The sequence below is a fragment of the Mucilaginibacter sp. Mucisp86 genome (assembly GCF_047324315.1).
GTDB lineage: Bacteria > Bacteroidota > Bacteroidia > Sphingobacteriales > Sphingobacteriaceae > Mucilaginibacter.
In genome coordinates this window covers 1,774,144-1,798,689 of the sequence record NZ_CP168503.1, presented here as the reverse complement: position 1 = coordinate 1,798,689, position 24,546 = coordinate 1,774,144, and the positions used below count along the sequence as shown (strand labels likewise).

Annotated in this window: 22 protein-coding genes; 11 read left to right on the top strand and 11 right to left on the bottom strand. The window is 42.8% G+C overall.

Annotated elements, in window-relative coordinates:
* Window positions 1-26 precede the first annotated feature (26 nt).
* The 4 genes from ACEN9X_RS07360 to ACEN9X_RS07345 form a co-directional block, all read right to left on the bottom strand.
* On the bottom strand, window positions 27-1,211 hold the full coding sequence (locus tag ACEN9X_RS07360) for a TIGR03364 family FAD-dependent oxidoreductase (protein ID WP_413669754.1): 1,185 nt from the start codon (window positions 1,209-1,211) through the stop codon (window positions 27-29).
* Between the two features lie 50 nt (window positions 1,212-1,261).
* Window positions 1,262-2,605 (bottom strand): DUF5690 family protein, encoded by a 1,344-nt coding sequence (locus ACEN9X_RS07355; RefSeq protein ID WP_413669753.1) that lies wholly within the window; start codon window positions 2,603-2,605, stop codon window positions 1,262-1,264.
* A 4-nt stretch (window positions 2,606-2,609) separates the two neighbouring features.
* Window positions 2,610-3,296, bottom strand: coding sequence for an HAD hydrolase-like protein (locus ACEN9X_RS07350; RefSeq protein WP_413669752.1), 687 nt, complete (start codon window positions 3,294-3,296; stop codon window positions 2,610-2,612).
* Window positions 3,297-3,468: 172 nt separating this feature from the next.
* Window positions 3,469-4,047 (bottom strand): helix-turn-helix domain-containing protein, encoded by a 579-nt coding sequence (locus tag ACEN9X_RS07345; RefSeq protein ID WP_413669751.1) that lies wholly within the window; start codon window positions 4,045-4,047, stop codon window positions 3,469-3,471.
* Between the two features lie 250 nt (window positions 4,048-4,297).
* Between ACEN9X_RS07345 and ACEN9X_RS07340 the strand changes: the two genes are divergently transcribed.
* From ACEN9X_RS07340 to ACEN9X_RS07315, 6 genes are all read left to right on the top strand, one after another.
* On the top strand, window positions 4,298-4,882 hold the full coding sequence (locus ACEN9X_RS07340; protein WP_413669750.1) for a phosphonate degradation HD-domain oxygenase: 585 nt from the start codon (window positions 4,298-4,300) through the stop codon (window positions 4,880-4,882).
* Between the two features lie 178 nt (window positions 4,883-5,060).
* Window positions 5,061-8,357 (top strand): SusC/RagA family TonB-linked outer membrane protein, encoded by a 3,297-nt coding sequence (locus ACEN9X_RS07335; RefSeq protein WP_413669749.1) that lies wholly within the window; start codon window positions 5,061-5,063, stop codon window positions 8,355-8,357.
* 18 nt (window positions 8,358-8,375) lie between these two features.
* Window positions 8,376-9,983: a SusD/RagB family nutrient-binding outer membrane lipoprotein gene (locus tag ACEN9X_RS07330; protein WP_413669748.1), complete on the top strand. Its 1,608-nt coding sequence runs from the start codon at window positions 8,376-8,378 to the stop codon at window positions 9,981-9,983.
* Between the two features lie 76 nt (window positions 9,984-10,059).
* The gene (locus ACEN9X_RS07325) at window positions 10,060-11,154 is read left to right on the top strand and encodes an alkaline phosphatase family protein (protein WP_413669747.1); all 1,095 of its coding nucleotides are present in this window, start codon (window positions 10,060-10,062) and stop codon (window positions 11,152-11,154) included.
* A gap of 6 nt (window positions 11,155-11,160) precedes the next feature.
* Entirely contained in the window at window positions 11,161-11,982 is an 822-nt protein-coding gene (locus tag ACEN9X_RS07320) for a glycerophosphodiester phosphodiesterase (RefSeq protein WP_413669746.1), read from the top strand.
* A 158-nt stretch (window positions 11,983-12,140) separates the two neighbouring features.
* Complete coding sequence (locus ACEN9X_RS07315; protein ID WP_413669745.1) at window positions 12,141-12,986, top strand: metallophosphoesterase family protein; 846 nt, start codon at window positions 12,141-12,143, stop codon at window positions 12,984-12,986.
* A 163-nt stretch (window positions 12,987-13,149) separates the two neighbouring features.
* Here ACEN9X_RS07315 and ACEN9X_RS07310 read toward each other — a convergent pair whose 3' ends face one another.
* The 5 genes from ACEN9X_RS07310 to ACEN9X_RS07290 all read right to left on the bottom strand — a co-directional run bounded on the left by ACEN9X_RS07310 (window position 13,150) and on the right by ACEN9X_RS07290 (window position 17,959).
* On the bottom strand, window positions 13,150-14,115 hold the full coding sequence (locus ACEN9X_RS07310; RefSeq protein WP_413669744.1) for a Gfo/Idh/MocA family protein: 966 nt from the start codon (window positions 14,113-14,115) through the stop codon (window positions 13,150-13,152).
* A gap of 152 nt (window positions 14,116-14,267) precedes the next feature.
* A complete protein-coding gene (locus ACEN9X_RS07305) occupies window positions 14,268-15,341 on the bottom strand; it encodes a hypothetical protein (RefSeq protein WP_413669743.1) in 1,074 nt (357 codons plus the stop codon).
* 116 nt (window positions 15,342-15,457) lie between these two features.
* Entirely contained in the window at window positions 15,458-16,348 is an 891-nt protein-coding gene (locus tag ACEN9X_RS07300; RefSeq protein WP_413669742.1) for a class I SAM-dependent methyltransferase, read from the bottom strand.
* A gap of 130 nt (window positions 16,349-16,478) precedes the next feature.
* Window positions 16,479-17,231 (bottom strand): ABC transporter ATP-binding protein, encoded by a 753-nt coding sequence (locus tag ACEN9X_RS07295; protein WP_413669741.1) that lies wholly within the window; start codon window positions 17,229-17,231, stop codon window positions 16,479-16,481.
* Window positions 17,228-17,959 carry an MlaE family ABC transporter permease gene (locus ACEN9X_RS07290; protein WP_413669740.1) on the bottom strand — a complete coding sequence of 244 codons (732 nt, stop codon included), beginning with the start codon at window positions 17,957-17,959 and terminating at the stop codon, window positions 17,228-17,230. Before ACEN9X_RS07290 ends, ACEN9X_RS07295 begins: the two co-directional genes overlap by 4 nt.
* A 167-nt stretch (window positions 17,960-18,126) precedes the next feature.
* On the opposite strand from ACEN9X_RS07290, the gene ACEN9X_RS07285 reads away from it, so the two are divergent.
* From ACEN9X_RS07285 to ACEN9X_RS07270, 4 genes are all read left to right on the top strand, one after another.
* The gene (locus tag ACEN9X_RS07285; RefSeq protein ID WP_413669739.1) at window positions 18,127-18,831 is read left to right on the top strand and encodes an SDR family oxidoreductase; all 705 of its coding nucleotides are present in this window, start codon (window positions 18,127-18,129) and stop codon (window positions 18,829-18,831) included.
* 33 nt (window positions 18,832-18,864) lie between these two features.
* A complete protein-coding gene (locus ACEN9X_RS07280; RefSeq protein ID WP_413669738.1) occupies window positions 18,865-19,464 on the top strand; it encodes a PspC domain-containing protein in 600 nt (199 codons plus the stop codon).
* Window positions 19,465-19,468: 4 nt separating this feature from the next.
* Window positions 19,469-20,455, top strand: coding sequence for a LiaI-LiaF-like domain-containing protein (locus tag ACEN9X_RS07275; RefSeq protein ID WP_413669737.1), 987 nt, complete (start codon window positions 19,469-19,471; stop codon window positions 20,453-20,455).
* A gap of 210 nt (window positions 20,456-20,665) precedes the next feature.
* Window positions 20,666-21,349: a carboxypeptidase-like regulatory domain-containing protein gene (locus ACEN9X_RS07270; RefSeq protein ID WP_413669736.1), complete on the top strand. Its 684-nt coding sequence runs from the start codon at window positions 20,666-20,668 to the stop codon at window positions 21,347-21,349.
* Between the two features lie 85 nt (window positions 21,350-21,434).
* Here the strand turns inward: ACEN9X_RS07270 and ACEN9X_RS07265 are convergent, their stop codons facing one another.
* On the bottom strand, window positions 21,435-22,058 hold the full coding sequence (locus ACEN9X_RS07265; RefSeq protein WP_413669735.1) for an NUDIX hydrolase: 624 nt from the start codon (window positions 22,056-22,058) through the stop codon (window positions 21,435-21,437).
* 164 nt (window positions 22,059-22,222) lie between these two features.
* Complete coding sequence (locus ACEN9X_RS07260) at window positions 22,223-22,969, bottom strand: hypothetical protein (protein ID WP_413669734.1); 747 nt, start codon at window positions 22,967-22,969, stop codon at window positions 22,223-22,225.
* A 130-nt stretch (window positions 22,970-23,099) separates the two neighbouring features.
* Here ACEN9X_RS07260 and ACEN9X_RS07255 point away from each other — a divergent pair, with 130 nt between their 5' ends.
* A complete protein-coding gene (locus ACEN9X_RS07255; protein ID WP_413669733.1) occupies window positions 23,100-24,359 on the top strand; it encodes a prephenate dehydrogenase/arogenate dehydrogenase family protein in 1,260 nt (419 codons plus the stop codon).
* Window positions 24,360-24,546 lie beyond the last annotated feature (187 nt).

The window sequence follows — 24,546 nt, the reverse complement described above, 5'->3', positions numbered from 1 at the left end:
TTTAAAAATCAATGATCTATGAACCATCAACCATGAACTACCCCGTCTTTCCGCTGCGAAATAACCTGCTCACATAATCCAAATGATAATGTCATTCCATTGCCGCCAAGACCATTAATGAGCAGTACACCAGGTTCAATGTCCACTACAAGTTCGGATGCGCCGTTGGTCATTTTAGGGTAGATGCCGTGCCATGACTGAAGCATTTTCCAGTCCTTAAAATTGGCGAATGTATGTAAGTATTCGATTATTAAATTATTAATAAATTCTTTGTCGAATGGATCATGAACCAAACCATATTCGTGCGAATCGCCGATGGTAAGTTCGCCGCTGCCATTTTGTGATACCATCACATGGATACCCCATTTCAGGTGTGTTGCATACTGTTCTTCATAGCGCTTGCGCAAGGCGGGCAATGAAGCTGCGGCCTGGAAACCGGGGTAATGGATCATGGATAAACCACCGCATAATGAAGGGCCGATGCGCCATTCATCTGGCTGGGTTACCAAACGCATCATTTGGAGCTTACATTTGGTGATCTGGGTTTGCGCGAATAGTTCGGGATAAAGCGTCTCAAAATCGGCACCGCTGCAAACATAGATCTCATCAGCTGCCCAGCTTTGGGTACCTGAACTAACTTTTGGATGTTCTATGCGGCTGATGGCAGTATTCCAGTGAAATTCAACGCCAAATTTTTCGGCAAGATAAGCAGCTACCTGACCTATTGCCACGCGCGATTCGACAATCATTTCTTCGCCGCTCCATAGTGCACCTTTTAAACCATCGGTATTGATTGCCGGTGATTTTGAAATAGCCTCGCCGGGAGTTAACACGGCGCAATCACGGTGTTTTTTATTTACATCTACATACTCTTCAATCACCTGCAGTTCATCATCATGATAAGCCAGGTGTAATGAACCTACTTCATTGTGCCAAATGTTAGCTTCAGTGCAAACTGTTTTCCAGATGCTTTTTGACAGCATGGCGCGCTCAAACATTGGCCCGGTGGCCTGGCCTATAGGCCATACCATACCAAAATTACGGATGGAAGCGCCTACCGCGCGTTCATTACGTTCAAACACGGTTACCTTATAGCCGCGAACGGCTAAAGCGCGGGCAGTAGCCAAACCTACTATACCTGCGCCTATAATTATAGCAGTGCCCCCCTGCCCCCTGAAGGTGGAGTTTTTTGAGTTATTATTTTCGCTCATTATATTATTCATTAGGTCATTGTTCATTCGTCAATTTTTTGACTTCGAACTCATGGCTGCGGACTTATCGTCTGAAAATTTATCTGTTCATCCGTGACTTCTTCGGTATTCAATTTTTTTTTATCGCGTGCAGCGCTTTGTAAAAAGTAAATGAGCGATAAGGATCCGCAGATAGCACCAACCAGTGCTACGATCATTACACCTTCCTGGAAAAATGCGCCCCAGCTTATTGACGGCCGGCCCAGTTCCTTTACCAATAAAACGCTAACACTGCCCAGGTATCCCATCGAATCGGCGATGTACATGATAAAGCCTACGTTGCTTTTATAATGGAACGAGGCTATCATCCGTTCAAAAAATATGGCGTTGTAAGGTACATAGCCCATATACAGCCCAAGGCCTACGCAGGTCATCCATAAGGTTGGCCCCATCATTTTAAGGGTAAACATGATGGTTGATATGCCTACCAGTACACAACCGGCAATGATCATTAAATGGATAATACTGAAAGCACGCAGATTTTTGCGCACCAGGATGAGCAAGCTCATTGCTACCAATACCACCAGCGAAATTTTAATATCGGTAGTAGTGAAAATGCTGTTATCCTTTATGCCCAGGCTGGCCCAGATCTCTACCTCGAAATTATCGCGCACATCACGCATAATGGTGAGCAGTACATAAACAATAAGGGTGAGGATGATGCCGGGTAAAAAACGGATGACGAACTGCTTACGTTCGGCGGCATTCATCGGAGTGCGTTCCGAACGCAAGTGTTTATCTTCTGCTGTAGGTGCGGGGATGAGCTCCATACAGCCCACAAAAAATAATAACGGCAATGCAAATACTGCCCCCGTTAAAAAAGGCATGTAATATTCATTTACATGAAAGCTGCTTATTAAAGTACGCCCTGTTGTTTTTACAAAACCAGATGCAAAAATGAGGCTGATGGACAATACCGATGCCATGAACTCGGTTGAGCGCCTGCCTTCCAGGTAACCAAAAACCAGGCCCCAGATAAGCCCCAGTGGGAAACCGTTGATAAAAAGGAAGGCGATATTCCACGGTGCAGGCACAAAAGCAAAGGCAAGCAGGGCTGCCCAGGCAATGCCAATTAATACTAAAATATAGCGTGCACGGGTTTTGCTGTTTACTTCGGCTATGAATTTGATGCCGTAAAATTTGCTGCTCATATAGCCGATAACCTGGGCTATAACCAACCAAACTTTATAATCAACATGAAAGTATTCGTGACCTGTGAAAGTTGCCGCCGCGAAAGCCTTACGAAAAGCATACATGGATGTATACGTCCCGAAGGCCGAAACCGCTGCCAAAACTGAAATCAGTGCATAAGGCCATTGGGCTACTTTTGCACGTAAACTTTCAATCAGCCTCATTTACTTATTGATTTATGATGTCAACTACCAGTGCAATATCGTCAATAATATGGGTAGGATTATAGGTTTCCAGCTCGGCGCGAGTGAAAATTCCTGTAGTTACGCCTATGGAATATTTGCAGCCAGTGTTTTGCCCTTCGCGTACGTCAACCTCGGTATCACCTACTTTTGCAACTTCAAGTGCATCGGTTATGCCGGCTTCTTCCATCATTTTCCGGATCATGAAAGGGTGCGGGCGACCAAGTTCTACCTCGTCTGATCCCACAACGTAATCGATCAGGCCTTTCTCATGCCATTGCAGGCGGTTTACAATGGTATCGGCAATATCGCGCGAAAAGCCGGTATTGATACCAACTTTTACACCCTGTTCATGCAGTTTGGTAAATGTTTCTTCTACGTTTGGCAACGGTTCAATGCCCGGCTCAAACTGGTAAAAGTTTATCATTTGCTGTACAAATTCTTTATGTATGGTAGTTACCAGTTCGTCGGTAATAACTGATTGATCGGCTTCATGTTCGGCAAGCATTTTGCGGATAGCGAGGGTTTTCTCATAACCCATCAGCGGATCTATTTTCTCCAACTCAACTTCGTAACCAGACTTTTGCATAGCAGCCCTGAAAGCTTTGCTAACCTCATGATCGTCTTTAACCGTAGTGCCGGCTATGTCAAATACCACTAATTTTATGCTCATAATAACAAATATAATTGTTTAGCAATACTAAACTTTTTTTATTAAAATTAAACTAAATTAGTGTTAAGGTTTGGTTAAGGTGGTTGAGAAGATAAAATAATTTGAATATTTATTTGATTTGAAAATTTGAAAATGATTTGTGCATTTTCAAATTCGGTACTTTTCAAATGATCTATTTCTTTTCTTCAAAAAAATAGATTACCAGCATACTGGCCGTTGTATCTCCCATGTTTTTTGGGGTATGAGGAATGCGGCCGTCAAAAAGCATACTATCGCCCTGGTTAAGGGTTATGGTATCATCATTAAACTGGTAGGCTATCTGGCCCGACAATATGTATTTATATTCAAATGCTTCGGTTTCAACAAGGGGACGGGAAGCATCAGGTTCAAGCTCCAATATTACTATATCAACCGTGCTTTGGCTTATTGATTGTGTAAATATGCGTTGGTAATGAAAACCATCGGCATGTTCTTTTTCAAAGTGATCATATTCATGTTTGCGCTTTACTAAAACCGGTGGATGGTTGCTTTTTGAGCGCATATCTTTAAAAAACTCATTTAGGTCTATCTCCAGTGCTTTAATAATATCTATCAGTACAATGAGCGACGGAATGGTGCGGCTGTTTTCAATTTGTGATATCAGGCCTTTACTTACATTGGCCCTTACTGCAAGTTCCTGTACGGTTATATTTTTTTCGCGGCGGCGTTCTTTTATCCGGTTACTGATCTGTATCAGTATATCTTCTTCCATTATATATCTTTTTATGCAGTGTTCGCTGCGCAAAGTAATTAATACGGGTAGTTATCCAAAATGATTTTTTTGTTACGCTAATGCGGATGTTTTCTTTTTACGAACAATAGCTGCTTGGGTTTTAACGGGAAAAAGCTGAATGTTGATGTTAACAAAATTTTAAATGTATATGCATGCTACTATAATTCATAAACAATTAATATTTTAATAACCTGCATCCTGTTTATTTGCACCTAAAAATTTAAAAAGTATGGCACCATCTCAATATAATCCGAAAGCTGTGGTTGATGAAGTATTTTCGTTGTACGAAAAATTTGGCGATGCCGATTATATAGGAGAGCCTGTTTCTCAGCTGGAACATATGTCGCAGGCGGCGGCTTTAGCCCAGGCCGAAGGTTATGATGATGAAGTGGTGCTTGCCGCTTTTTTTCATGACATTGGTCACCTTTGTGCCGATGCTGAAGAAGCCGGGAGCATGGACGGTATGGGCAATGTTGATCACGAGCGCCTGGGTGCCGACTACCTGTTGGAGCGTGGATTTTCTGAAAGGGTTGCCAACCTGGTACAGGGCCACGTAATTGCCAAAAGATATCTTACCTATAAATACCCCGAATATTATAACCGCCTTTCGGATGCCAGTAAAGCTACCCTTGAATTTCAGGGAGGTGTGATGACTGCCGAAGAAGCCGCCGAGTTTGAACTAAACCAGGACGCCGAACTTATTATCAGGTTACGCTACTGGGATGACATGGCAAAAGAAATGCATGTGCCCGTAAATAATGTTGATCATTTAAAAGCAATGGCCCTTGCACACCTGCAACTGGTAAATGAGTAATGTTCATATTAAGTTTTTGTGATTAATATATAACCCGTTTGTTACAAAAATCGCCTGCTTAACACTGGGTGAACATCAAGTTAAGTATAGCTTAATACTAAGTTGGTTTACTAATAATAAACAAAGTTTAGTATTGCTGTATGAAAAACTTAAATATTTCACCCTTAAACTTTAGCAGATGAACAAGATTTACCAGAGATTAAGAACCGTAATAACGGTTTTATTATTTTGCGTAGCTCCATCTATTTTATTCGGACAAACCAAAATAAGCGGTACTGTTACCGATGACAAGCACTTGCCACTGCCAGGCGTAAGTGTAAAAATCAAAGAACAAAATAAAGGCACAGTTACTGATATTGACGGTCGTTACAGTATTACTGCAACCGCAGGTCAAACCATTGTTTACTCGTTTGTTGGTTATGCCCCGGTTTACGTGGTGGTTGACAATAAAACAACCGTGAATGTAATCATGATTGGCGACAGCAAAGCACTGAACGAAGTTGTTGTAACCGCGTTGGGTGTTAAGAAAGAGACCCGCCGCATCGGTTACTCAACACAATCAGTAAATGGTGCCGATGTTACCCTGGCCCGCGACCCTAACCCTATTACAGGTTTAACAGGTAAGGTAGCCGGTTTATCTGTAGGCCCATCGGCCGAGTTATTAGGTAACCCGTCTGTGTTGATCAGGGGTAACTCAGTTACATTATATGTAGTTGATGGTTTCCCTATTAATACTGATACCTATAATATCAGCCCTGATGATATTGAGACTTATACTGTGTTAAAAGGCCCGTCGGCAGCTGCACTATACGGTAGCCGTGCACAAAACGGTGCGATTTTGATCACAACCAAAAAAGGTGAGAAAAACAAAAGAGGCCTGACTGTTGATATAAACAGCAGTACGGTTATGAATACCGGCTTCCTTGCATTCCCGCGTACGCAAAACACATTTGGCCCGGGCGAAAATACTTTTTACACCTTCGTAGATGGTAAAGGTGGTGCACCAGGTGGTGTGGATAGCGATTACGACGTTTGGGGCCCGTATTTTGCCGGCCAATTAATACCGCAGTATGACAGTCCGGTTGTTAATGGCGTACGCCAGGGTACTCCGTGGGTTGCGCGTGGTAAAGACAACCTGAAAAACTTTTTGAAAACCGGTTACCAAACCAACAATAACGTTTCCTTAGGTTCTGTTGGCGAAACTTATGTAACCCGTTTCTCAGTTTCACAACAACATCAAACCAGCTATATCCCTTCTCAATATCTTGATATAGCGAATGCTAACTTCTACGGTCAGTTCACTCCGTCAAAACGTTGGAAGTTTGAAGCAAACGTTGATTTCAACAGGCAATCAACTGATAACTTTCCAGATGTACAATACGGCCCTAACAGTATCATCTACAACATTTCTGTATGGACCGGCGCCGATTGGAACATCAACGCACCGGATATTAAAGCTATCTGGCAGCCAGGTAAAGAAGGCGTACAATCGGTATTTGCTGAATACACCCGTTACCATAACCCTTATTTGTTAACTCAAAAATGGACCCGTGGCCATTATAAAAATGACGTTTACGGTTACTTGTCAGGTAACTTCAAGATCAACGATAACTTAAACGTTACTTTACGTTCGCAAATTGATACTTATAACATCCTGCGTACTGAAGATTTGCCGTTCTCGGCCCACCCTTACGGCCGTGAAGGTAACCAGGGCGATTATCGTGAAGACCGCCGTAACCTGTTTGATAACAACACCGAGTTATTTGTTAACTATAACTATACTATCAAAAACTTCGTGAACTTATCAGGTTTAGTTGGTTCAAACCTGCGTAGCTTTAACTACAACTCAAGCTGGACTTCAACAGATTATTTGAATGTACCTGAAGTTTATGCTTTCAGCAACTCAAAAAATGCTGTACAGTCAACCAACTTCTCATCACAGGAGCGTGTATTAAGCGGTTACTACTCAATTGATGCTACATTTGGTAAATATGCTACCTTATCAAGCACCGGCCGTATCGATAAATCATCGGCTTTCCAAAACGTAACTACTTATTACTATCCAAGTGTATCGGCAGCTACTGTGATCTCTGATTACGTTAAACTGCCAGAGGTTATCTCATTCTTAAAAGCAAGGGCATCATACTCAACTGTAAAAGCTGATGCTTCAAGCGCAACAATTGGTCCTGCTCCATTTAACGCTATTTCGGTTTATGGCGGTTCAACAACTACCAGCAGCCCTAATTCAAATCCGTTATTCTTAAATCCGCTTGGTTACGGCAGCACTTATAATTCACCTTATAATGGTCCGAGCTATCAGCTTAACCCATTCTACTTAACCAGCAAGCCATATAACAGCCAGCCGGCGGCTTCTGCATCTGACTTTTTGTATCAGCCAAACATCAAAACCTCAACCCGTGTTAACTACGAAGAAGGTTTTGATATTAAATTCCTGCAAAATCGTTTAGGTTTATCGGCAACAACTTTCCAGTATATCGACGGTCCGCAGATTTTGGCTAACTCTATTTCAACTGCTACCGGTTATACAACCTTATACCTGAATGCTTTAAAAACCAAGAAAACCGGTTACGAGTTTTCATTGGAAGGCACCCCAATCAAGAACCTTGGTGGTTTTGGCTGGAATGTGTTGCTTAATGTAGCTACCTTTAAAGATGTTTATGAAGAATTGCCTCCGGGTCAACAGAGTTACAAAACCTTCTTCAAAAAAGGAGACCGTACCGATAAACTATATGGTACTGCTTTTGCAAGAACACCTCAGGGCCAAATCATCAATGATGCCGCCGGTAAACCGCTAGCATTACCTGTTGCCCAGTATTTAGGTAACGAAAACGCTAAGTACCAGTGGAGCTTCGCTAACAAACTGCACTACAAAAACATCAATTTCGGTTTCCAGTTTGACGGATCAGTTGGTGGTGTGATCATTGATTACATGCACAACAAAACCATGCGTGGCGGTGCAAACATCGAAACTGCAACAGGTGCTTTGGGTGATGCCCGTTATAAAGACTGGCAAAACTTTGGTAAAGCAGGCTATAACGGCAGCTATGTAGGCCAGGGTGTAACTGTATCAAACGGTGCGGCTATAAACTATGACCCAGCTACCGGTAAAATTATTAACTACGGTGCTTTGCAATATGCTCCTAACGGCAAAACAGTATTGGTTCAGGATTATGTAAGTAAATATTACAATGTTGATGAGTCAAACCTGATGAGCAAAACCTTCTCAAAACTTCGTGAAGTAACAGTTGGTTATGATTTTCCTAAAGCATGGCTTGATAAATCATTCATCAAAAAGGCTTCGGTATCAGTTTACGGCCGTAACCTTTTATACTTCTACGGAGACAAACGCTTCAAGGATGTGGATTTAGATCAGTATAACTATGCTACTTCTTCAACTGTATTGCAGTCACCTACAGTACGTAGCTATGGTTTTAACTTAAATGTATCATTCTAACCAAACCGAAAGACGATCATGAAAAAGATATTAAAAGCTCTTGTATTACCCGCACTTGCACTTGCAACCACCACTGGCTGTAAGAAAAGTTTTGAGGATCTTACAAAAAACACTAATGTACCAAGTACAGTACCGGCTTCGCTGTTATTCAATGGTATCCTTAACAAAATGGCAGATCTGCCGCAATCAGAAAACGAGATTTACGGCCAGTACTACCTTTATAACTATGACTACTACGGCAACAACCGTTATGACGGTTTTGCAAGTGGTGGCGACAATTATTATAACGCATTAAAAAACGTTATTGTGATGGAGCAGCGCGCCGCAGCAACCGGTGGTTCAGCTGTAAACCCTTACGAAGCTGTGGGTAAATTTTTCAGAGCTTATTTCTTTAGCAAAATGAGCCTTGAAGAAGGTGATATCCCAATGACTGATGCATTAAAAGGTTTGGATAACCTTACTCCAAAATATGATGCACAGAAAGATGTGATGGTACAGTGTTTAGCATGGCTTGAATCGGCAAATGCTGATATGAGCACTTTGATAGCTAACCCATCGGCCGGCGGTACCGGTGTTGGTGCTGCTTTATCAAATGACATTTATTTAGGTAACGACCTTGCAAGGTGGCAAAAAGTTGTAAATACTTTCAGGGTAAGGTTGCTTATTGAGTTAAGCAAAAAAACAGCTGATATTGATGTTAAAGCCCAGTTTGCCAACATCATTGGTAACCCCGCCAAATATCCGTTGATGGCCAGCAATGATGATAACCTGCAATATACTTTTGTTGCTCCAAGTAACTATTATCCTCAAAACCCCGACAACTTTGGTCAGAACGGTTCAAGGCAAAATACTTCGGCTACTTACATCAGCTTGCTTACACAGCTACAGGATCCGCGTGTTTTTGTAACCGCCGAACCTGCCCGTTATAATGTTGATGAACTGAAACAAAGCCCAACTGCATTTTCTTCATTCATTGGTGCCGATCCTGGTTTAGACCTTGGTGTGATGTACAATAATGCTACACTGCAGAAATATTCATTCCTGAACAGGAAACGTTATTACTCAACCTATGTTGGTGAACCAAGCATCCAGATTGGTTATCCTGAGCTTATGTTCAACATAGCCGAAGGCTTAAACCTTGGCTGGGCAACTGGCAATGCAGAAACCTATTACACTAAAGGTATCCAGGCTTCATTCCAGGCTTATTCAATTCCTGTTGGTAAAGCAGCATTTACTGCTTATTTCTACAAACCAACCGGTTCTGATGCAAGCCCCGCAAAACCAACTAACTACGAAACTTATACTATTAATGTTGATTGGGATGCTTACTATGCTCAGGCTGGTGTAAAATATGTAACCGGCGCTACTGGTTTAACCCAGATCCTGCAACAAAAATATCTTGCTATGTTCCGTCACTCTGGTTTAGAGGCTTATTTCAACTACCGTCGTACAGGTGTACCAACCTTTACTACCGGTCCTGGTACAGGTAATAGTAGTCGTATCCCTAAACGTTTTGAATATCCTCAATCAGAGCGTACTGTTAACGCTACTAATTACAACGCTGCATTAACCGCTCAGTTTGGCGGCAGCGATGATATTAATGGTGTTATGTGGTTGCTTAAATAACCTTAGTTTATACGTTTTAATTAATCTGCATAAAGGCCCCGCTAATCTGGGGCCTTTATCATTAAATACAACAACTATGAAAAAAATCATCTTATTAGCATTATTCGCATTGTGTTTTTCGGCATTATCCGCCCAACACAAAACACAAAATGTAGTTATCGTTACTATCGATGGGTTACGCTGGCAGGAAGTTTTCCGCGGTGCCGATTCGGCCATCATCAACTCAAATGATACGCATGATAAAAATGAGGTGCGTAAAAATTTCTGGGTGGATGCTTCTGCAGACCGTCGTAAACTGCTGATGCCTTTTATTTGGAGTACAGTAGTTGAAAAAGGACAACTTTATGGTAACCGCGACCTGGGCAGTAAAGATGAAGTAGCCAATCCTTATCATTTTTCATACCCGGGATACAATGAAATATTTACAGGTTTTCCGGATAAGCGGATGAATACCAATGACGGGATCTATAATCCCAACATGAACGTACTTGAGTTTTTGAACAAACAAAAAGGCTTTGAAAATAAGGTAGCAGCATTTGCGTCATGGGAACGTTTTTCGCAGATCCTGAGCCCGAAGCGTGCTGGTATTTTGGTTAACGCCGGCTTTATGCCCTTAGAAGTTCCTGGCATGAATGATCGCCTGAAACATCTGAATGAACTGCAACTGGAAGCTCCCCGTTATATCAGTGATTCAACCCGGATCGACTTCCTGACATTTGAGTTTGCCAAAAACTATATGATGCAATACAAGCCACGGGCATTATATGTGTCGTTTGATGAACCGGATGATATGGCGCACGGCGGCAATTATAAATTTTACCTGGATCGTATTAAGCAGGAAGATGGATTTATTAAACAGCTTTGGGATTATATCCAATCAGAACCTGCTTATAAAAACAAAACCACGCTGATCATCACCTGCGATCATGGCAGGGGCGATGAGCCAATGAAAAGATGGCATGATCACGGATCGGATGTATTACATTCAGAGCAAACCTGGTTTGCTGCTATTGGTCCGGACACCCCGGCCTCGGGTGAAATGAAACTGGCCGAAACAACTTATCATAAGCAACTGGCTCAAACTATTGCCAATTTGCTAGGTTTTGATTTTAAAGCCGCTGCAGGCCATGAGGTAGGTGATGCCATAGGTAGTGTTACAGGTAAAAAATAAATATCGATGCGTTTTCAAATATTAGCAATTTTGGCTTTGCTGTGGCTGCTTCCCGGTGATGGATGGCAGCCCAACCCGGCACCCGTTTCGAGGCATAAGTTTATAGTCGCTGCTCACCGCGGCGATCACGTGATCTACCCCGAAAACACGCTTGAAGCGTACAGGGAAGCCATCAAAAATGAAGTGGATTATGTGGAGATCGACCTGCGTACGACAAAGGATGGCGAGCTGGTAAGCATGCATGACGGCAGTATCAACCGTATGACCGATGGCAAAGGCCAGCTGAAAGATTTTACACTTGCGGAACTATTACAGTTGAAGGTAAAAAGCAAGGATACCACAAATAAAGAGGTGTTCAGAATCCCAACCTTTAAGCAGATCCTGCAATTATGTAAAAACCGGATCGGCATCTATCTTGATTTTAAAGCTGCCGATCCTGAACAGGCCTATCAGATGATTAAAGAATATGGCATGGAAAAGCAGATCCTGGTTTATATCAACAGTGCTTCCCAGTTTACAGGCTGGCGAAAGGTTGCTCCTAAAATGCCGCTGATGTTAAGCCTGCCGGATAGTGTTAAAAATACCGCCGGCATGAAAAGCTTTATCAATCAGTATCATCCTGATATTCTTGACGGATCTTATAACCAATACACCACTGATATGGTAGCTTTGGCCGGGGAGTGCCACATCCCGGTTTGGCCCGATATTCAAAGTGCAGGCGAAGGCCCTGCAGATTGGGACAAAGCCCTTGCAGTTGGTTTGAAAGGTTTACAAACTGATCATCCGGCTGCGTTGGTGAAATTTTTAAAGGAGAAGGGATTGAGGTAGATAAAAACATGTCATTGCGAGCGTAGCGCGGCAATCGCACTGAAGCAAAGCCACTCTGTATTGTATGCGGTTGCTTCGTTACTTGCAATGACATTTATGCCTGTTTCTTAACTTTCATTTAACACGGCGGGGCTACCTTTGCAATAAAATAATAGCCTATGACCTCGCGCCGCGAATTTTTTGGTACAGCCTTAACGGGCGTAGCCGCTTTAAGTCTTTTACCTGCCGTTAACAGTTTTGCTGCCGAAAATAACCGGTACAGCCGCGCTACCAGGGCTAAACTAAAACTAAGATTTGCTTTAGCTTCTGATATTCATTATGGTCAGCCGGGAACTGATTTTGCTTTGCATACCGGCAACATGATTAAATGGCTTAACGAGGATCATAGTAAAAATCATCTTGATTTTGCAATCGTGAACGGAGATTTGGTGCATAACCGTCCCGATCTACTTCCGGAGATCAAGACCAAATACCTTGATAAATTAAATGTTCCTTATCATACCATCCCCGGCAACCATGACTTTGCTGATGCTACCGTTTGGAAAAATGCCTTTGGTTACGAGGATAAATACACTGTAGAATTTGGTGATATAGCTTTTGTATTAGCTCACACTGCTGATACAAAAGGCATCTATACCTGCCCCAATAATGCTTTCCTTAAAGCATCATTAGATAAATTTGCTGATAAGAAGATCGTTTTTGTTGTACTGCATATCCCGCCTACCAAATGGGTAAAGAATGATGTGTTTGTGGATTGTCCCGAAACTATCCAGTTGTTGCACGCTTATCCCAATGTAAAAGCGGTGTTTCACGGCCATGATCATTTATTGGATGGTGTACGTTATACCGATAAACTACCTCACTTTTTTGATTCACATATTGGAGGCGACTGGGGAACCGATTATAAAGGCTACCGTATTGTTGAGGTTGATGAACAGAATGCCATTTACACTTATCAGGTAAACGCCAGCCAAAACCCGGTGTTAAACTCGGCCAAGCTGTAAATAGGATTTCGGAATTTCGCGGTTTTTAGCGCAAGTGTAGTGTACCTGGCCGATGGGACGCTCAGTTGTGCTTTTTTATACTGCCTGTAGAAAGCACAAGTTAGCCCCGCTTGGGCAACCGCACAAAACTTGCGCCAGTGAGGAGATAAAAATAAGAAACAGTTTACCTTTCCGTCGGATATTTCAATCCTATCTGGGCCCTCGCCCGATCTATCATTGCTATCATTTGCCGGGATAGTTCATGCGGTAATATCGGGCTTTCGGTTTTTCCTTGTTTGATGAGCTCACAAAAATGGATGATCTCATAGATTAATCCACCGGCGGTAAATGGTTCATTCAATTCTATCGTGCGGCCGTCAAGATAACTTATAGTTGCTTTTGCCGGGTTCCACCAGTTTTTGTGGATGGTGATGTGTCCCAGCGTACCTACAATTAATGCATCACCTTTGCCATGCATATCAAAGCCACAATATAGTTGTGCATAGCCATTTTGATGAAGTGTTTGGAAAATGGCAAACATATCAATTCCGGTTTCACCAAACCTGCCCATGGTTTGAATATCCTGCATGGGGCCGAGCCAGTCGAGCGCTAAAAAAGCTTCATAAATAGCGATACCCATCAGGCTGCCGCCAATAAGATCAAAGTTATAATTAGGATGATCGGGAGGACAATCAGCCACAGCCGATCCTGCACGAACATAGCCTGCCGGGCCAATCGGATCGTTAATAAGATATTCTTTCAGTTTGCCATATAATGGATAAAAAGGAGGTTTCATCCCTTCCATAAAAAGCAAGCCGGTTTGTTTGGCAACGGCAAGTACCTCATCCAACTCGGCAAGGTTTACAGTAACCGGTTTTTCGCAAAGCACATGCTTGCCTGCTTTCAGGGCTGCAATGCTGTAGGCAGCGTGGCTATCAGGCAGCGTTGCTATATAAACAGCATCGATATCACTTGCAAGTAATTCTTCAACAGTGCGGCAAGCCAGACCACCGTATTGCGCAATAAAGGCATCAACAGTTTCGGGCCTGCGCGAATAGGAAGCGATAAGTTCAACATCTTCAACGGCGTCAAATCCCTGCATAAACCTTTGCGCGATTCGCCCGCAACCAATAATGCCCCATTTTATCATTTTTGTTAAAGTCTTAAGTCGTTAGTCTGAAGTTCTAAGTCTGCCATCGAAAATATTGCTTTTAAAATAAAAAGTCCCGAGTAAATAATAGTTTATTACTTACTCAGGACTTTTAACTTAAGACTCTCGACTTCGAACTTAAGACTTCCGACTTATTGATACTGGATATAAATCGGGTATGGTTTGTATTTTGATAAAACCTCCTCAGGTGTTAACATGTGGTGAGGTGGTTTTTTGATATCATTTTTGTAGAACAATTTAAAGCCTGTAAACTGTACCGGCTCCTGGTTAATAAAGTAGCGATAAGTGCCAGTTTTCAGGTCTGGTTCGCCCCAGCCATCCATGTTCATTACCAGCTGAATTTCCGGGTGTAATTTGATGCTCTTATAGTTGGTTACCATCTTTTTAGTAAAGCGGTGAACTATCAGGATTTTTGGCGGTAAGCCGTTTTTCTTAACAATTTTAGCAAGATAGTCTGATACATAGTTGATGTCATCGGCATCGTAAGTGCCGATTTTTTTGCCCGGATGAGTTCCGTCTTTCATTGAAAATTCAGGGTCCATACCAAAGTGCACTTGTGGTAATTCAAGATATTTTTCAAGCAATGGCAATTCTGCACGGATGTTGCTTAAAGCTACCTGTACATCTAAAAATACGATGGCGTGAGCTTTTTTAGCTAATACCAATACACTGTCGATCTGTTTAAATGGCATACGGTAACGGAACTTGCCGTCTTTACCACCATCGCCCTGGGCTACAACCGCAATATAGTGCAATGCAGGTTGAACAGGGGTTTTAGGATCAGCCTTTTCCCAATGTTTTACTTCGCCTTTCAATTTGGCAAGCATTTCGTTTGGCGGCAATTCGCCCAAAATGCCCATTCTTTTTGAATATAAGTTACCATAATAAGCAACTACGCGTTTAAATGGTAAAATAGCGCCGCCAATAGGGTAAGGCGTATTTTTAACAGGCCATCTGCCGGTAGTATCGCCGTGCGCGTTGAATTTCATCAACGAATCGTACAGTTTTTTATCAATAGGAGGGTAGGTGGATTTTTTAACGCTCAAGGTATCTGCTGTTTCGGCCTGGGCCGAATCACCTTTAACTGCAGCGGCGGTTTTTTTACCGTCGGTTTTGGCATTGCTGCCGTTTTCTGAGCAGCTGTTTAAAAGCAAAGCTGCAGATGCTACAAATGTAGCGGATAGTACAAGCGTTTTTAATTTCATTGTTTTAACGTTCAATATAATGCAGGTGTATGTAAGGCGTGTTTAATTTAATCCCCAGCCACTTATAAAGCGGCAATTGTGTTGGTTCGGTTGGCGCCAAAGATAGATATTGGAAATTAATTACTTTTAATTTTATGAAACTTTCCAAAAACCCCCAAAGGTAGTTTTGGCCCGGCTGTGGCCTGCAGATAAAGCTCGCCAATTTCGAGGTTTTGCACCTGCGGGAATGAGCTTTTAATGAGGTTTTCAACTATAACCGATGAGAAGCCAAGCGAGTAAGTGTTCAGGATCAGGAAGTGCTCTTCAGGATCGAGTAGTTGGGTTACATCACGCATCATTTCGGTGATATTATCTTCCAGTTTCCATTTTTCGCCGTTAGGGCCATTGCCGTAAGCCGGTGGATCGAGAATGATGCCGTTATATTTTTTACCGCGTTTCAATTCGCGTTTTACAAATTTCAAAGCATCTTCAACTACCCAGCGGATGTCTTTAAGGCCTGAAATCTCCTGGTTTTCATTGGCCCAGGTAACTACTTGTTTTATCGAATCAACGTGGGTTGTATCGGCACCGGCCGCCCGCGCAATGAGTGAAGCACCGCCGGTATAGGCAAACAGGTTAAGTACTTTGGGTTCGGGTGTTTTAAAGCGTTTTACATTTTGGCTGATATAATCCCAGTTTACGGCTTGCTCGGGAAAGATGCCAACATGTTTAAACGAGGTAAGTCCCAGCCTGAATTTAATGGCCGCTTCCTTGTTTTTATATTCGATATGCCAGCGGTCGGGAGTTTTCGGATCTTTTTTTAACCATTCGCCCGTAGTTGCGGAGCGGCCCTTAAATTTAATATGGTGTAAGCGCTGCCACTCAGAAGCAGGCAATGTTTTGTTCCAAACCGCCTGTGGTTCCGGCCGGATAAGTATGGTGTTCCCAAAGCGTTCCAGTTTTTCAAAATCGCCGCAATCAATCAGCTCGTAATCTTTCCAGTGCGTTGGGGTAAGTAGTTGGATCATTCTTATTCAGTTTGCAGTATGCTGTTGGCAGTTTGCACGCCCCAGTCAATAAATTGGTTGCAAATATAGTTATTATAAATACATGCAGATAACTCTGCACATACTGCCTACTGCCACTGAAAACTGCCAACTATAAGGAAGCCTTCGCTGCCCTCATAAACGGACTTGCAAATACAAAGTCGTTAAGCTCCTTGTTATCAGTCTTAGCTATTTCTTTGTTTGATCCTTCCCACCATTTTTTGCCCTGATAAAGGAAAATGATATGATCGCCGATCCCCATTACCGAGTTCATATCGTGGGTTACCACTACGGTTGTAATACTGTATTCTTGTGTAAGTTCAGAAATGAGTTCATCTATCAGGATAGACGTTAGTGGGTCCAGCCCGGAGTTTGGCTCATCAACAAATAAGTATTTTGGTTGCATCGAAATAGCACGGGCAATACCAACACGCTTTTTCATACCGCCCGATAGTTCGGAGGGGTATAGTTTATTTTTACCGGCAAGGTTTACCCTTTCGAGGCAAAAGTTAGCGCGGTCAAGCTTTTCGCTTTTCGATTGATCTGTAAACAGGTTGAGCGGAAACATGATATTTTGCTCGACTGTCATGGAATCAAACAGGGCGGAGTTTTGAAACAGCATGCCGATCTGCGTACGGATAGGTACACGCTGTTCAAAATTCATGTTGGTAAAATTTTCACCATCAAAAATCACATCGCCTTTAGTAGGTTCATGCAGGCCCACTATACATTTAAGTAAAGTAGTTTTACCAGATCCCGACCCCCCAATGATCAGGTTGTTTTTTCCGGCCTGGAAGGTTGCGGTTATCCCTTTCAAAACTTCGTTTTCACCGAAGGTTTTATATACGTCTTGTATTTCGATCATAGTAACAGGCGTGAAATGATAAGGTCACAAAAAAGGATCATGATACAGCTCCACACAACCCCGCGTGTTGCTGACTGGCCAACCTCAAGTGATCCGCCATTAACATAAAAACCCTGGTATGAGCATATGGATGTAATTACAAAGCCAAAGGATATAGCTTTAACGGCGCAAACCGTTGCAATAATCGGGTTAAATCCATCGGTAAGCCCCCTGAGGTAATCAGTGGTTGATACATCATTTGATGCCCAGCAGGCAATATAGCCACCGGTTAATCCCAACCCAACCGATACAATAACAAGTAACGGGATCATGGTAACACCCGCAATAATTTTTGGCGAGATCAAATAGCCGGGTGCATTTACGCCCATGATCTCCAGGGCATCTATCTGCTCGGTAACACGCATAGTACCAATTTGTGATGCCATGGCAGAACCGACACGACCGGCTAACACCAATGCAGATATGGTTGGACTAAACTCCAGTATGGTTGAATCGCGGGTAATGCCGCCTACCACTGTTTTCGGGATAAAATCGCTGATAAGCTGGAAAGCAGTTTGAATGGTAGCTACCGCGCCAATAAAAAGCGAAATAATAGCAACAATGCCTAAAGAGCCAATACCCACCGAAACCATCTCACGCATGATCTCGGCCCAGTATACACTGAATTTTTCGGGTTTCCTGAAACTTAAACGCAGTAAGAGTATATATTTTCCTAAGCTATGAAACATGCAGATGTATAAAAAATCGGTTAAAAATACGCTTTTTACCTTTAAGCCTAAATGGTCAGGTGTTAAAACAAGTCATTTAAATTCAATTTTGTAAGCGCTTCAATTATTATGCTTACGTAAATTGCGGCCATAAAGCTTCACTAACTATAAAAATTAATTTAAACAATATGAAAAACGTACTCATAACCGGTTCAACTAAAGGCATGGGCCGCTCAATTGCAATTGCTTTTGCTAATGAAGGATTAAACGTGGCAATTTGTTCGCGGAATGAGCAGGAATTATTAAACTTTAAAGATGAACTGGAACAAGTTGATGCCGGAGTAAAGGTTTTTGCTATGAAAGCCGATGGCAGCAATAAAGCCGAACTACTGAAGTTTGCAGCCGCCGCCGAGGCTGAATTGGGTTTTATAGATATCGTAGTAAATAATTTAGGGACGTTTATCCCTTCAAGTATATTGGATGATAAAGAAGATACCCTCCAGATACAAATGAATACCAACCTGATGCCGGCCTATGAGTTGTACCGCTATTTCGGCAGAACCATGGCAAATGCACGCAAAGGCCACTTCTTTAATATATGTTCGGTAGCATCATTAAATCCTATACCACAAGCCGGTAGTTATAGTGTAACAAAGTACGCGCTGTTAGGTCTAACAAAAGTAATGAGGCTCGAGATGCAGGAGCATGGTGTAAAAGTTACCGCCGTAATACCCGGATCGACGTTAACGGATTCGTGGAAAGATGCAGTAGTTGACAAAAATACCATGGTGCTGCCCGAAGATATAGCATCGGCAATCATCAATATTTACAAGTTGAGCACCGGTGCCAATGTCGACGAAATCATCATCAAACCTGCACCGGGCCAGTTATGATAAATCAACTTTAAACATAAACGAACATAAATTATGGAAAAGAAACTTCATCGCGATGAACACCGAAAGGTAATAGGCGGTGTTTGCGCGGGCCTTGCCGAGCATTTCGGCACGGACGTGGCAGTTATCAGGGCGATATTTTTGGTAACCCTTATTTTGAAAGGCTTTAGCTTACCTATATATATTGTATTGTGGATAGTGCTACCTAAAAAAGGTTATAACTTTAATCCCGGCGTCGACTACAGGGTGCCACCACAGGATAACCTGTTTACCAGTGGGCAGCAATCGGGCTCATTTTATGATCCTAAGTTTGGCAGTCAGCCTTTTAATCCGCCTCCATTTGTGCATCCGCCTAAAAAGCAGGCTTCAACCGTTGGGTTGATATTTGGTGTGGCCATGATCCTTTTAGGTTCGGTATTCCTGCTTAACGAGCTTGACCTGATGCCCGACTGGGATTTTGAAAATCTTTGGCCTGTAATGCTGGTAGGGGCAGGTATTGCACTTATAGTTTCAGGTGTAAAGAAACAACCCTGGGAAAAACAAAACTGGCACGCTAACGAGGTAACAGATGCTCCGGAAGCAGAACCAACTAAAGACGAAACAGAAACTAAAGATACACCTCCAACTATATAAAATCATGAGAAGCGATAAACTTGTTCCGGGCGCGATCCTGGTGTTGTTGGGAGTGGTATTCCTGCTGGATAACTTCCACGTAATAAATTTCGACTGGATGAACATCCTGTACCTGTGGCCCATATTTTTGATTATGGGTGGTATCAGCCTGGTGTTTGCCGGCAACCGCTCGCCGTTGGCTACTATCCTGAAACTTGCTGTTGTAATAGGCTGTTTTGCACTACTTGTATTTGGCAACTTTGGTAAACGCTATCATTTTTGGCCAAACGCCTGGACTTTTCACAGTGATGATTATAATAACGACGATAATGATGACGACAGCGATACTACCAATACAGACCAGGGCGTTGTTAAAATAGGCGGCGATAAAACTTTTAAAGAGGAGTATAATGCAGGTATTAAACATGCACGCCTTAATATCAGTGGCGGTGGCACCATCTATAACTTAGCCGACAGTACTGCCGATTTATTTAGCGCCCAAACACAGGAACTTTATGGTAAGTATACTCTTAACCACAGCAAAGATGATTCGGTATATGTGCTTAACCTCAATTTGAAGAATAATAAAGGTTTTCATTTTGATTCAAACGATCGTAAAAACAACAAAGCCGATATCAAATTAAACACAAATCCGGTGTGGGATATTGACGTTACAACCGGTGCAACAGATTTAAATTTTGATCTTTCGAAATTCAAAATAAAAACCCTATCTTTAAAGGGCGGAGCAGCATCGTTTGATGTGAGGCTTGGAGCCCCTGTTGGTACCACAAATGTGGAGGTTTCAACTGGTGCGTCTGAGGTTAACATAAGCGTTCCAAAAGGCGCTGCCTGCCGTATCACATCTAATACCGGCCTCTCATCAAACGAGTTTGAGGGCTTTAGTAAAAAGAGTGATAACGACTACGAAACCGACGGCTTTGATGCCGCTAAAAACAGGATCCTGATCCATATGAGTGGAGGTATCTCTGATTTTAAAGTAAACCGATATTAACCTAAATCCTGAGTAAAAAGATACCGGGACATAATACAACAATAATGAATTGCCATCCGCTCCATCAATTTGATGGAGCGTTTTTTTTGTACCATATTGCAATGCTGATTCAGGTTTTTGTCATTTAAGATAATACAAGGGTGAAAAAGTGTTAAATTGAAAACCTTTGAAACAAAAAATAAGTTTAATTTACAGCACAAATAATCTACTATGAAATACCAATACCTTATATTATCTATATTGCTATTTTGGGCTTGTACTGTAAACGCTCAAACCGTTGTAAAAGGCACCGTTGTTGAGTTGGGCAAAAACAATAAAATGGGTGATGTTTTTGTGCGCGACAACCAGAACAGGCAAATGACCCTCACCGATAGTAAAGGTAATTTCAGCATCCGTACCGAAACGGGGCACACGCTTATTTTCAGTTCTCCGGGATATGTATCGGATACCTTATATGTTACCGACTTTACCAATAAAAAAATAGAGATGGTTGCTCAAACCATAGCGCTGAGGCAGGTTAATATCAGCGCCAAACGCGAAACATTTGATGCGCATAAAGAATATCCTGAAGTATATACCCGTGCTAAAGTTTATCCTTTATCACCTACATCCTGGTTTAGCAAGGAGGCGAAAGACGCCCGCCGTTTAAAAAAATACTTTAAGCACGAAGAAGAAGAACGCCATGTTGATGAAGTGTTTACCATGAACTATGTACAAAGCATCATTCCACTGCGTGGCCAGGAACTTGAAAACTTCATGACACTTTACAGGCCGTCATATGATTTTGTTAAAAATAACAACGGCCCCTCAATGGCGGTTTATATCAATGATTCGTACAAAAAGTACCTGGCCCTGCCTGCTGATAAACGTAGTCTGCCCGATTTGAAAGAATAGGTTTGGTTAGTGGCAGTAGCAGTGATCTGAATAGTTTTAGATCAGCAGTAGTGTTTGGATAGTATGATTAGCTGCGGTTAGTGCGTCAATCCGCCCAAACGCTGATATCGTCATTAACGATCTTTTGATACAGCAGTTCGATCTGGCTTTTCAGGATCCGGTCTTCTGATAGTGGGGGCAGGTTATCGATGTCAAAGTACTGTACATCCAGCACGTCGAAGCCTTTATTGATCTCTGTAGTAATAGCCTTGCAATAGAAAACCATTTTATACACATAAAATGGCTGTGGCGGATGTGGATGCATTTTTTTATCAAATACAGCCAGCAGCCTGTCGGCAGTTACCTGCAAACCGGTTTCCTCCCAAAATTCTTTAATAATCGTTTCTTTAGGCGTGTAGCCAATATCGCCCCAGCCACCCGGTAGCGACCATTTACCATCGCCGCTTTCGCGGGCCAACAGGATCTTGTTATCCGGAGAAAGCAGGATGCCCCGTAAATCGACCTTAGCAGTAGGGTAGTCAGTTGCCTGTGGAAATAGCAGGTTGATGGTTTCTGCACCATAGCCACTTACCTCATCAAACATTTTGGTGCTCAGTTGCTGTAGTTCCTGGTAGCGTTCAATATCATATTCATTTTTGGCATACAGCAGGCCGGTATCGGCAACAGAACGTAGTTGGGTTATAAGGGCAAGGAGGTTAGTGTTGGGCATAGTTAGTGTTAATATTCTGTCATGCTGAACATAGTAAAGCATCTTCTTCGCCCTGTATGTAAATTATGCAAGGTGAAGAAGATCTTTCGATGACAAATAAAATCAATAAATGTTCAGTTACTGATAAAAAATCCGAAATCGAAAATCCCAATTCCGAAATCAACTTATCCTCTGCCTAACAACTCGTCAAGCTTATTGCGTTCGGTTTGGAGTTCGCGGGCAAGTTTCTTTTCTTTTTCGTTGGCCTTGGCTTTGTAGGTTTTGTATTCCTCGTCAAGCTCTTCGTAAAGTTTGATGCGATATTTGGCTTCGCGGCTGTGTGCGCCTGAGCGGGCTATCACAATAACAGCAACCACACCAAAAACAATAACCAGTCCCCACATTACCAGGTTGTAGGTTGCTTTAGTGAATGGGATACCCAGCAGGCTGATCTCATCGCGCTTGGCGTTTGATTCATTTAATGCCTGTTCCTTATTCGTGGCGTCCGATTTAAGATTTTCAACATTTTTACCCTGTTCGGCAAGGCTGGCTTTTGCTTCTTTAAGCTGGCGGCGCTCGGTATTGAGGGTATCTTTCATGTTTTTCCACAAAGCGGCAACCAGCGGTTGCTGATAGTGGTATAATTTGCTGAGCAGGTATTGGTACTGACCGTTCAGGCTTTTATCTTTTTGGAGGGCCGAATCGGCGGCGGTTGCCCTTGGTTGAGCATAAACAGGCTTGGCAGGTTGCGGAGGCGTTACTGCCGGGTTTTTAAGCGCTGCCGGGCTTGATTTTACAATGGGCGGAATAGCATTAGGTTTCAGGGTAGCGGGTTTCTTTTTAGAGGTAGTGTCCTGGGCAAAGGTTGCCGTAACACTGGCCGTTATCATCGCTATTAAAACCGTTATCGTAAGTAGTAAATGCTTGTTCATCAAGTGTAAAATTAGGTATATGCTATTAACAAAACAGGATAAATTCAGTTTTTATTATATACGTCCTGCGATTTTGAGGCTAAAATAAGCTTTCGTACGTAATTAACCTACTCATAGTTATATTAGCGCCATGAATATAGGGATTATTGGTTTGGGCGATATGGGCCGCCTGTACGCAAAGGCTTTCGCAAAAGCGGGTTATACCGTTTCGGGTTGCGACCTGCCCGCCAACCGCGAAAAACTGGAAGAAGAACTGACACCCTTCGGCATTACGGTGATGGATCATGGCAGCGATGTTGCCCGCATCAACGACCTGATCATTTATTCGGTTGAGGCCGAAAGTATGGAGCGCGTGGTGGCCGAATTTGGCCCTTCAACCAAATATGGCGCTATTGTGGCGGGGCAAACTTCGGTTAAACACCCCGAGATTGCCACTTTTGAAAAGCACCTGCCTGCCGATGCCCAGATAGTTACCTTTCATGGTATGCACGGGCCCGGTTTTGAACCTGCCGGGCAAACCCTTATCCTGATCCCGCACCGCTCAACACCTGATGCTTACCAGCGGATGTATGATTTGTTTACCGCCATTGGCAGCAACATAGTCGAGATTTCGGATTACCATGAGCACGACCGTATTGTGGCCGACACGCAGGCTGTAACCCACGTAGGGTTTGAGAGCATGGGCACGGCCTGGAAATCGGCCGGTTTTTTCCCCTGGGAAAATGCTTCATACATTGGCGGTATTGATAACGTGAAAATCCTGACTACTTTGCGCATATTCAGTTATAAGGCCCACGTTTACGCCGGGTTGGCTATCCTTAACCCTTATGCCCGCCAGCAGGTGAAGCGCTACGCCGAATCCGAGTCGGAGCTGTTTAAGCTGATGATCAAGGAGGAGGCCGAGGCATTTAAGCAGCGCCTGTACCGCGCACGCGACTTTGTGTTTCACGAAAGCCGCAAACCCATTATGCTTAACGATACCGTAATGAAGGAGTTTTCACTCTCCCAACATGCTGATCATCAAAAGCCAAACTCGCACCTTAGTATTTTAAGTATGGTTGATGCCTGGTACCACCTTGGTGTTAACCCCTATGATAACCTCATTTGCCAAACTCCGCCTTTCCGCCTGCGTTTGGGCATTGCCGAATATCTTTTCAAAAACGAGGAGTTATTGGAAGAATCATTGGAAACAGCCCTGTATGATAAAACCATCCGCGGCGACGATCTGGAGTTTCACTCGGCGGTGAGGGAATGGTCGTCAATTATTGGGTATGGTGATATGGAAGGCTATAAAAAACATTTTAATGATACCCAAGCATTCTTTAGTCACCGGCTTGAAGAGGGCAAAGCTCAAAGCGCCGAGCTGATCCGCAGGTTGATGATGGAGTAATTTTGATTTGGGAATTCGGATGTTGGATTTCGGATTTAGGCCTGATTAGCAGGTGTTCAACTTTTTAAAGTGTGAACACTTGTTGTTTTTTGTAATTTGATTGCTGTTGATAATCAGATGGTTATAAAATTGGAAAAATCGCTTATTTGCTGATTTGAACAGGTTAGTATTGATAATCAATGGGTTG

Excerpts from the sequence above, each read along its gene's own strand:
- ACEN9X_RS07350 (WP_413669752.1), bottom strand. The coding sequence starts at position 3,296 with ATGAGCATAAAATTAGTGGTATTTGACATAGCCGGCACTACGGTTAAA.
- ACEN9X_RS07265 (WP_413669735.1), bottom strand. The coding sequence starts at position 22,058 with ATGCCCAACACTAACCTCCTTGCCCTTATAACCCAACTACGTTCTGTT.
- ACEN9X_RS07345 (WP_413669751.1), bottom strand. The coding sequence starts at position 4,047 with ATGGAAGAAGATATACTGATACAGATCAGTAACCGGATAAAAGAACGC.
- ACEN9X_RS07315 (WP_413669745.1), top strand. The coding sequence starts at position 12,141 with ATGACCTCGCGCCGCGAATTTTTTGGTACAGCCTTAACGGGCGTAGCC.
- ACEN9X_RS07255 (WP_413669733.1), top strand. The coding sequence starts at position 23,100 with ATGAATATAGGGATTATTGGTTTGGGCGATATGGGCCGCCTGTACGCA.
- ACEN9X_RS07290 (WP_413669740.1), bottom strand. The coding sequence starts at position 17,959 with ATGTTTCATAGCTTAGGAAAATATATACTCTTACTGCGTTTAAGTTTC.
- ACEN9X_RS07360 (WP_413669754.1), bottom strand. The coding sequence starts at position 1,211 with ATGAGCGAAAATAATAACTCAAAAAACTCCACCTTCAGGGGGCAGGGG.
- ACEN9X_RS07320 (WP_413669746.1), top strand. The coding sequence starts at position 11,161 with ATGCGTTTTCAAATATTAGCAATTTTGGCTTTGCTGTGGCTGCTTCCC.
- ACEN9X_RS07335 (WP_413669749.1), top strand. The coding sequence starts at position 5,061 with ATGAACAAGATTTACCAGAGATTAAGAACCGTAATAACGGTTTTATTA.
- ACEN9X_RS07305 (WP_413669743.1), bottom strand. The coding sequence starts at position 15,341 with ATGAAATTAAAAACGCTTGTACTATCCGCTACATTTGTAGCATCTGCA.
- ACEN9X_RS07325 (WP_413669747.1), top strand. The coding sequence starts at position 10,060 with ATGAAAAAAATCATCTTATTAGCATTATTCGCATTGTGTTTTTCGGCA.
- ACEN9X_RS07285 (WP_413669739.1), top strand. The coding sequence starts at position 18,127 with ATGAAAAACGTACTCATAACCGGTTCAACTAAAGGCATGGGCCGCTCA.
- ACEN9X_RS07295 (WP_413669741.1), bottom strand. The coding sequence starts at position 17,231 with ATGATCGAAATACAAGACGTATATAAAACCTTCGGTGAAAACGAAGTT.
- ACEN9X_RS07355 (WP_413669753.1), bottom strand. The coding sequence starts at position 2,605 with ATGAGGCTGATTGAAAGTTTACGTGCAAAAGTAGCCCAATGGCCTTAT.
- ACEN9X_RS07270 (WP_413669736.1), top strand. The coding sequence starts at position 20,666 with ATGAAATACCAATACCTTATATTATCTATATTGCTATTTTGGGCTTGT.
- ACEN9X_RS07280 (WP_413669738.1), top strand. The coding sequence starts at position 18,865 with ATGGAAAAGAAACTTCATCGCGATGAACACCGAAAGGTAATAGGCGGT.
- ACEN9X_RS07330 (WP_413669748.1), top strand. The coding sequence starts at position 8,376 with ATGAAAAAGATATTAAAAGCTCTTGTATTACCCGCACTTGCACTTGCA.
- ACEN9X_RS07310 (WP_413669744.1), bottom strand. The coding sequence starts at position 14,115 with ATGATAAAATGGGGCATTATTGGTTGCGGGCGAATCGCGCAAAGGTTT.
- ACEN9X_RS07275 (WP_413669737.1), top strand. The coding sequence starts at position 19,469 with ATGAGAAGCGATAAACTTGTTCCGGGCGCGATCCTGGTGTTGTTGGGA.
- ACEN9X_RS07300 (WP_413669742.1), bottom strand. The coding sequence starts at position 16,348 with ATGATCCAACTACTTACCCCAACGCACTGGAAAGATTACGAGCTGATT.
- ACEN9X_RS07340 (WP_413669750.1), top strand. The coding sequence starts at position 4,298 with ATGGCACCATCTCAATATAATCCGAAAGCTGTGGTTGATGAAGTATTT.
- ACEN9X_RS07260 (WP_413669734.1), bottom strand. The coding sequence starts at position 22,969 with ATGAACAAGCATTTACTACTTACGATAACGGTTTTAATAGCGATGATA.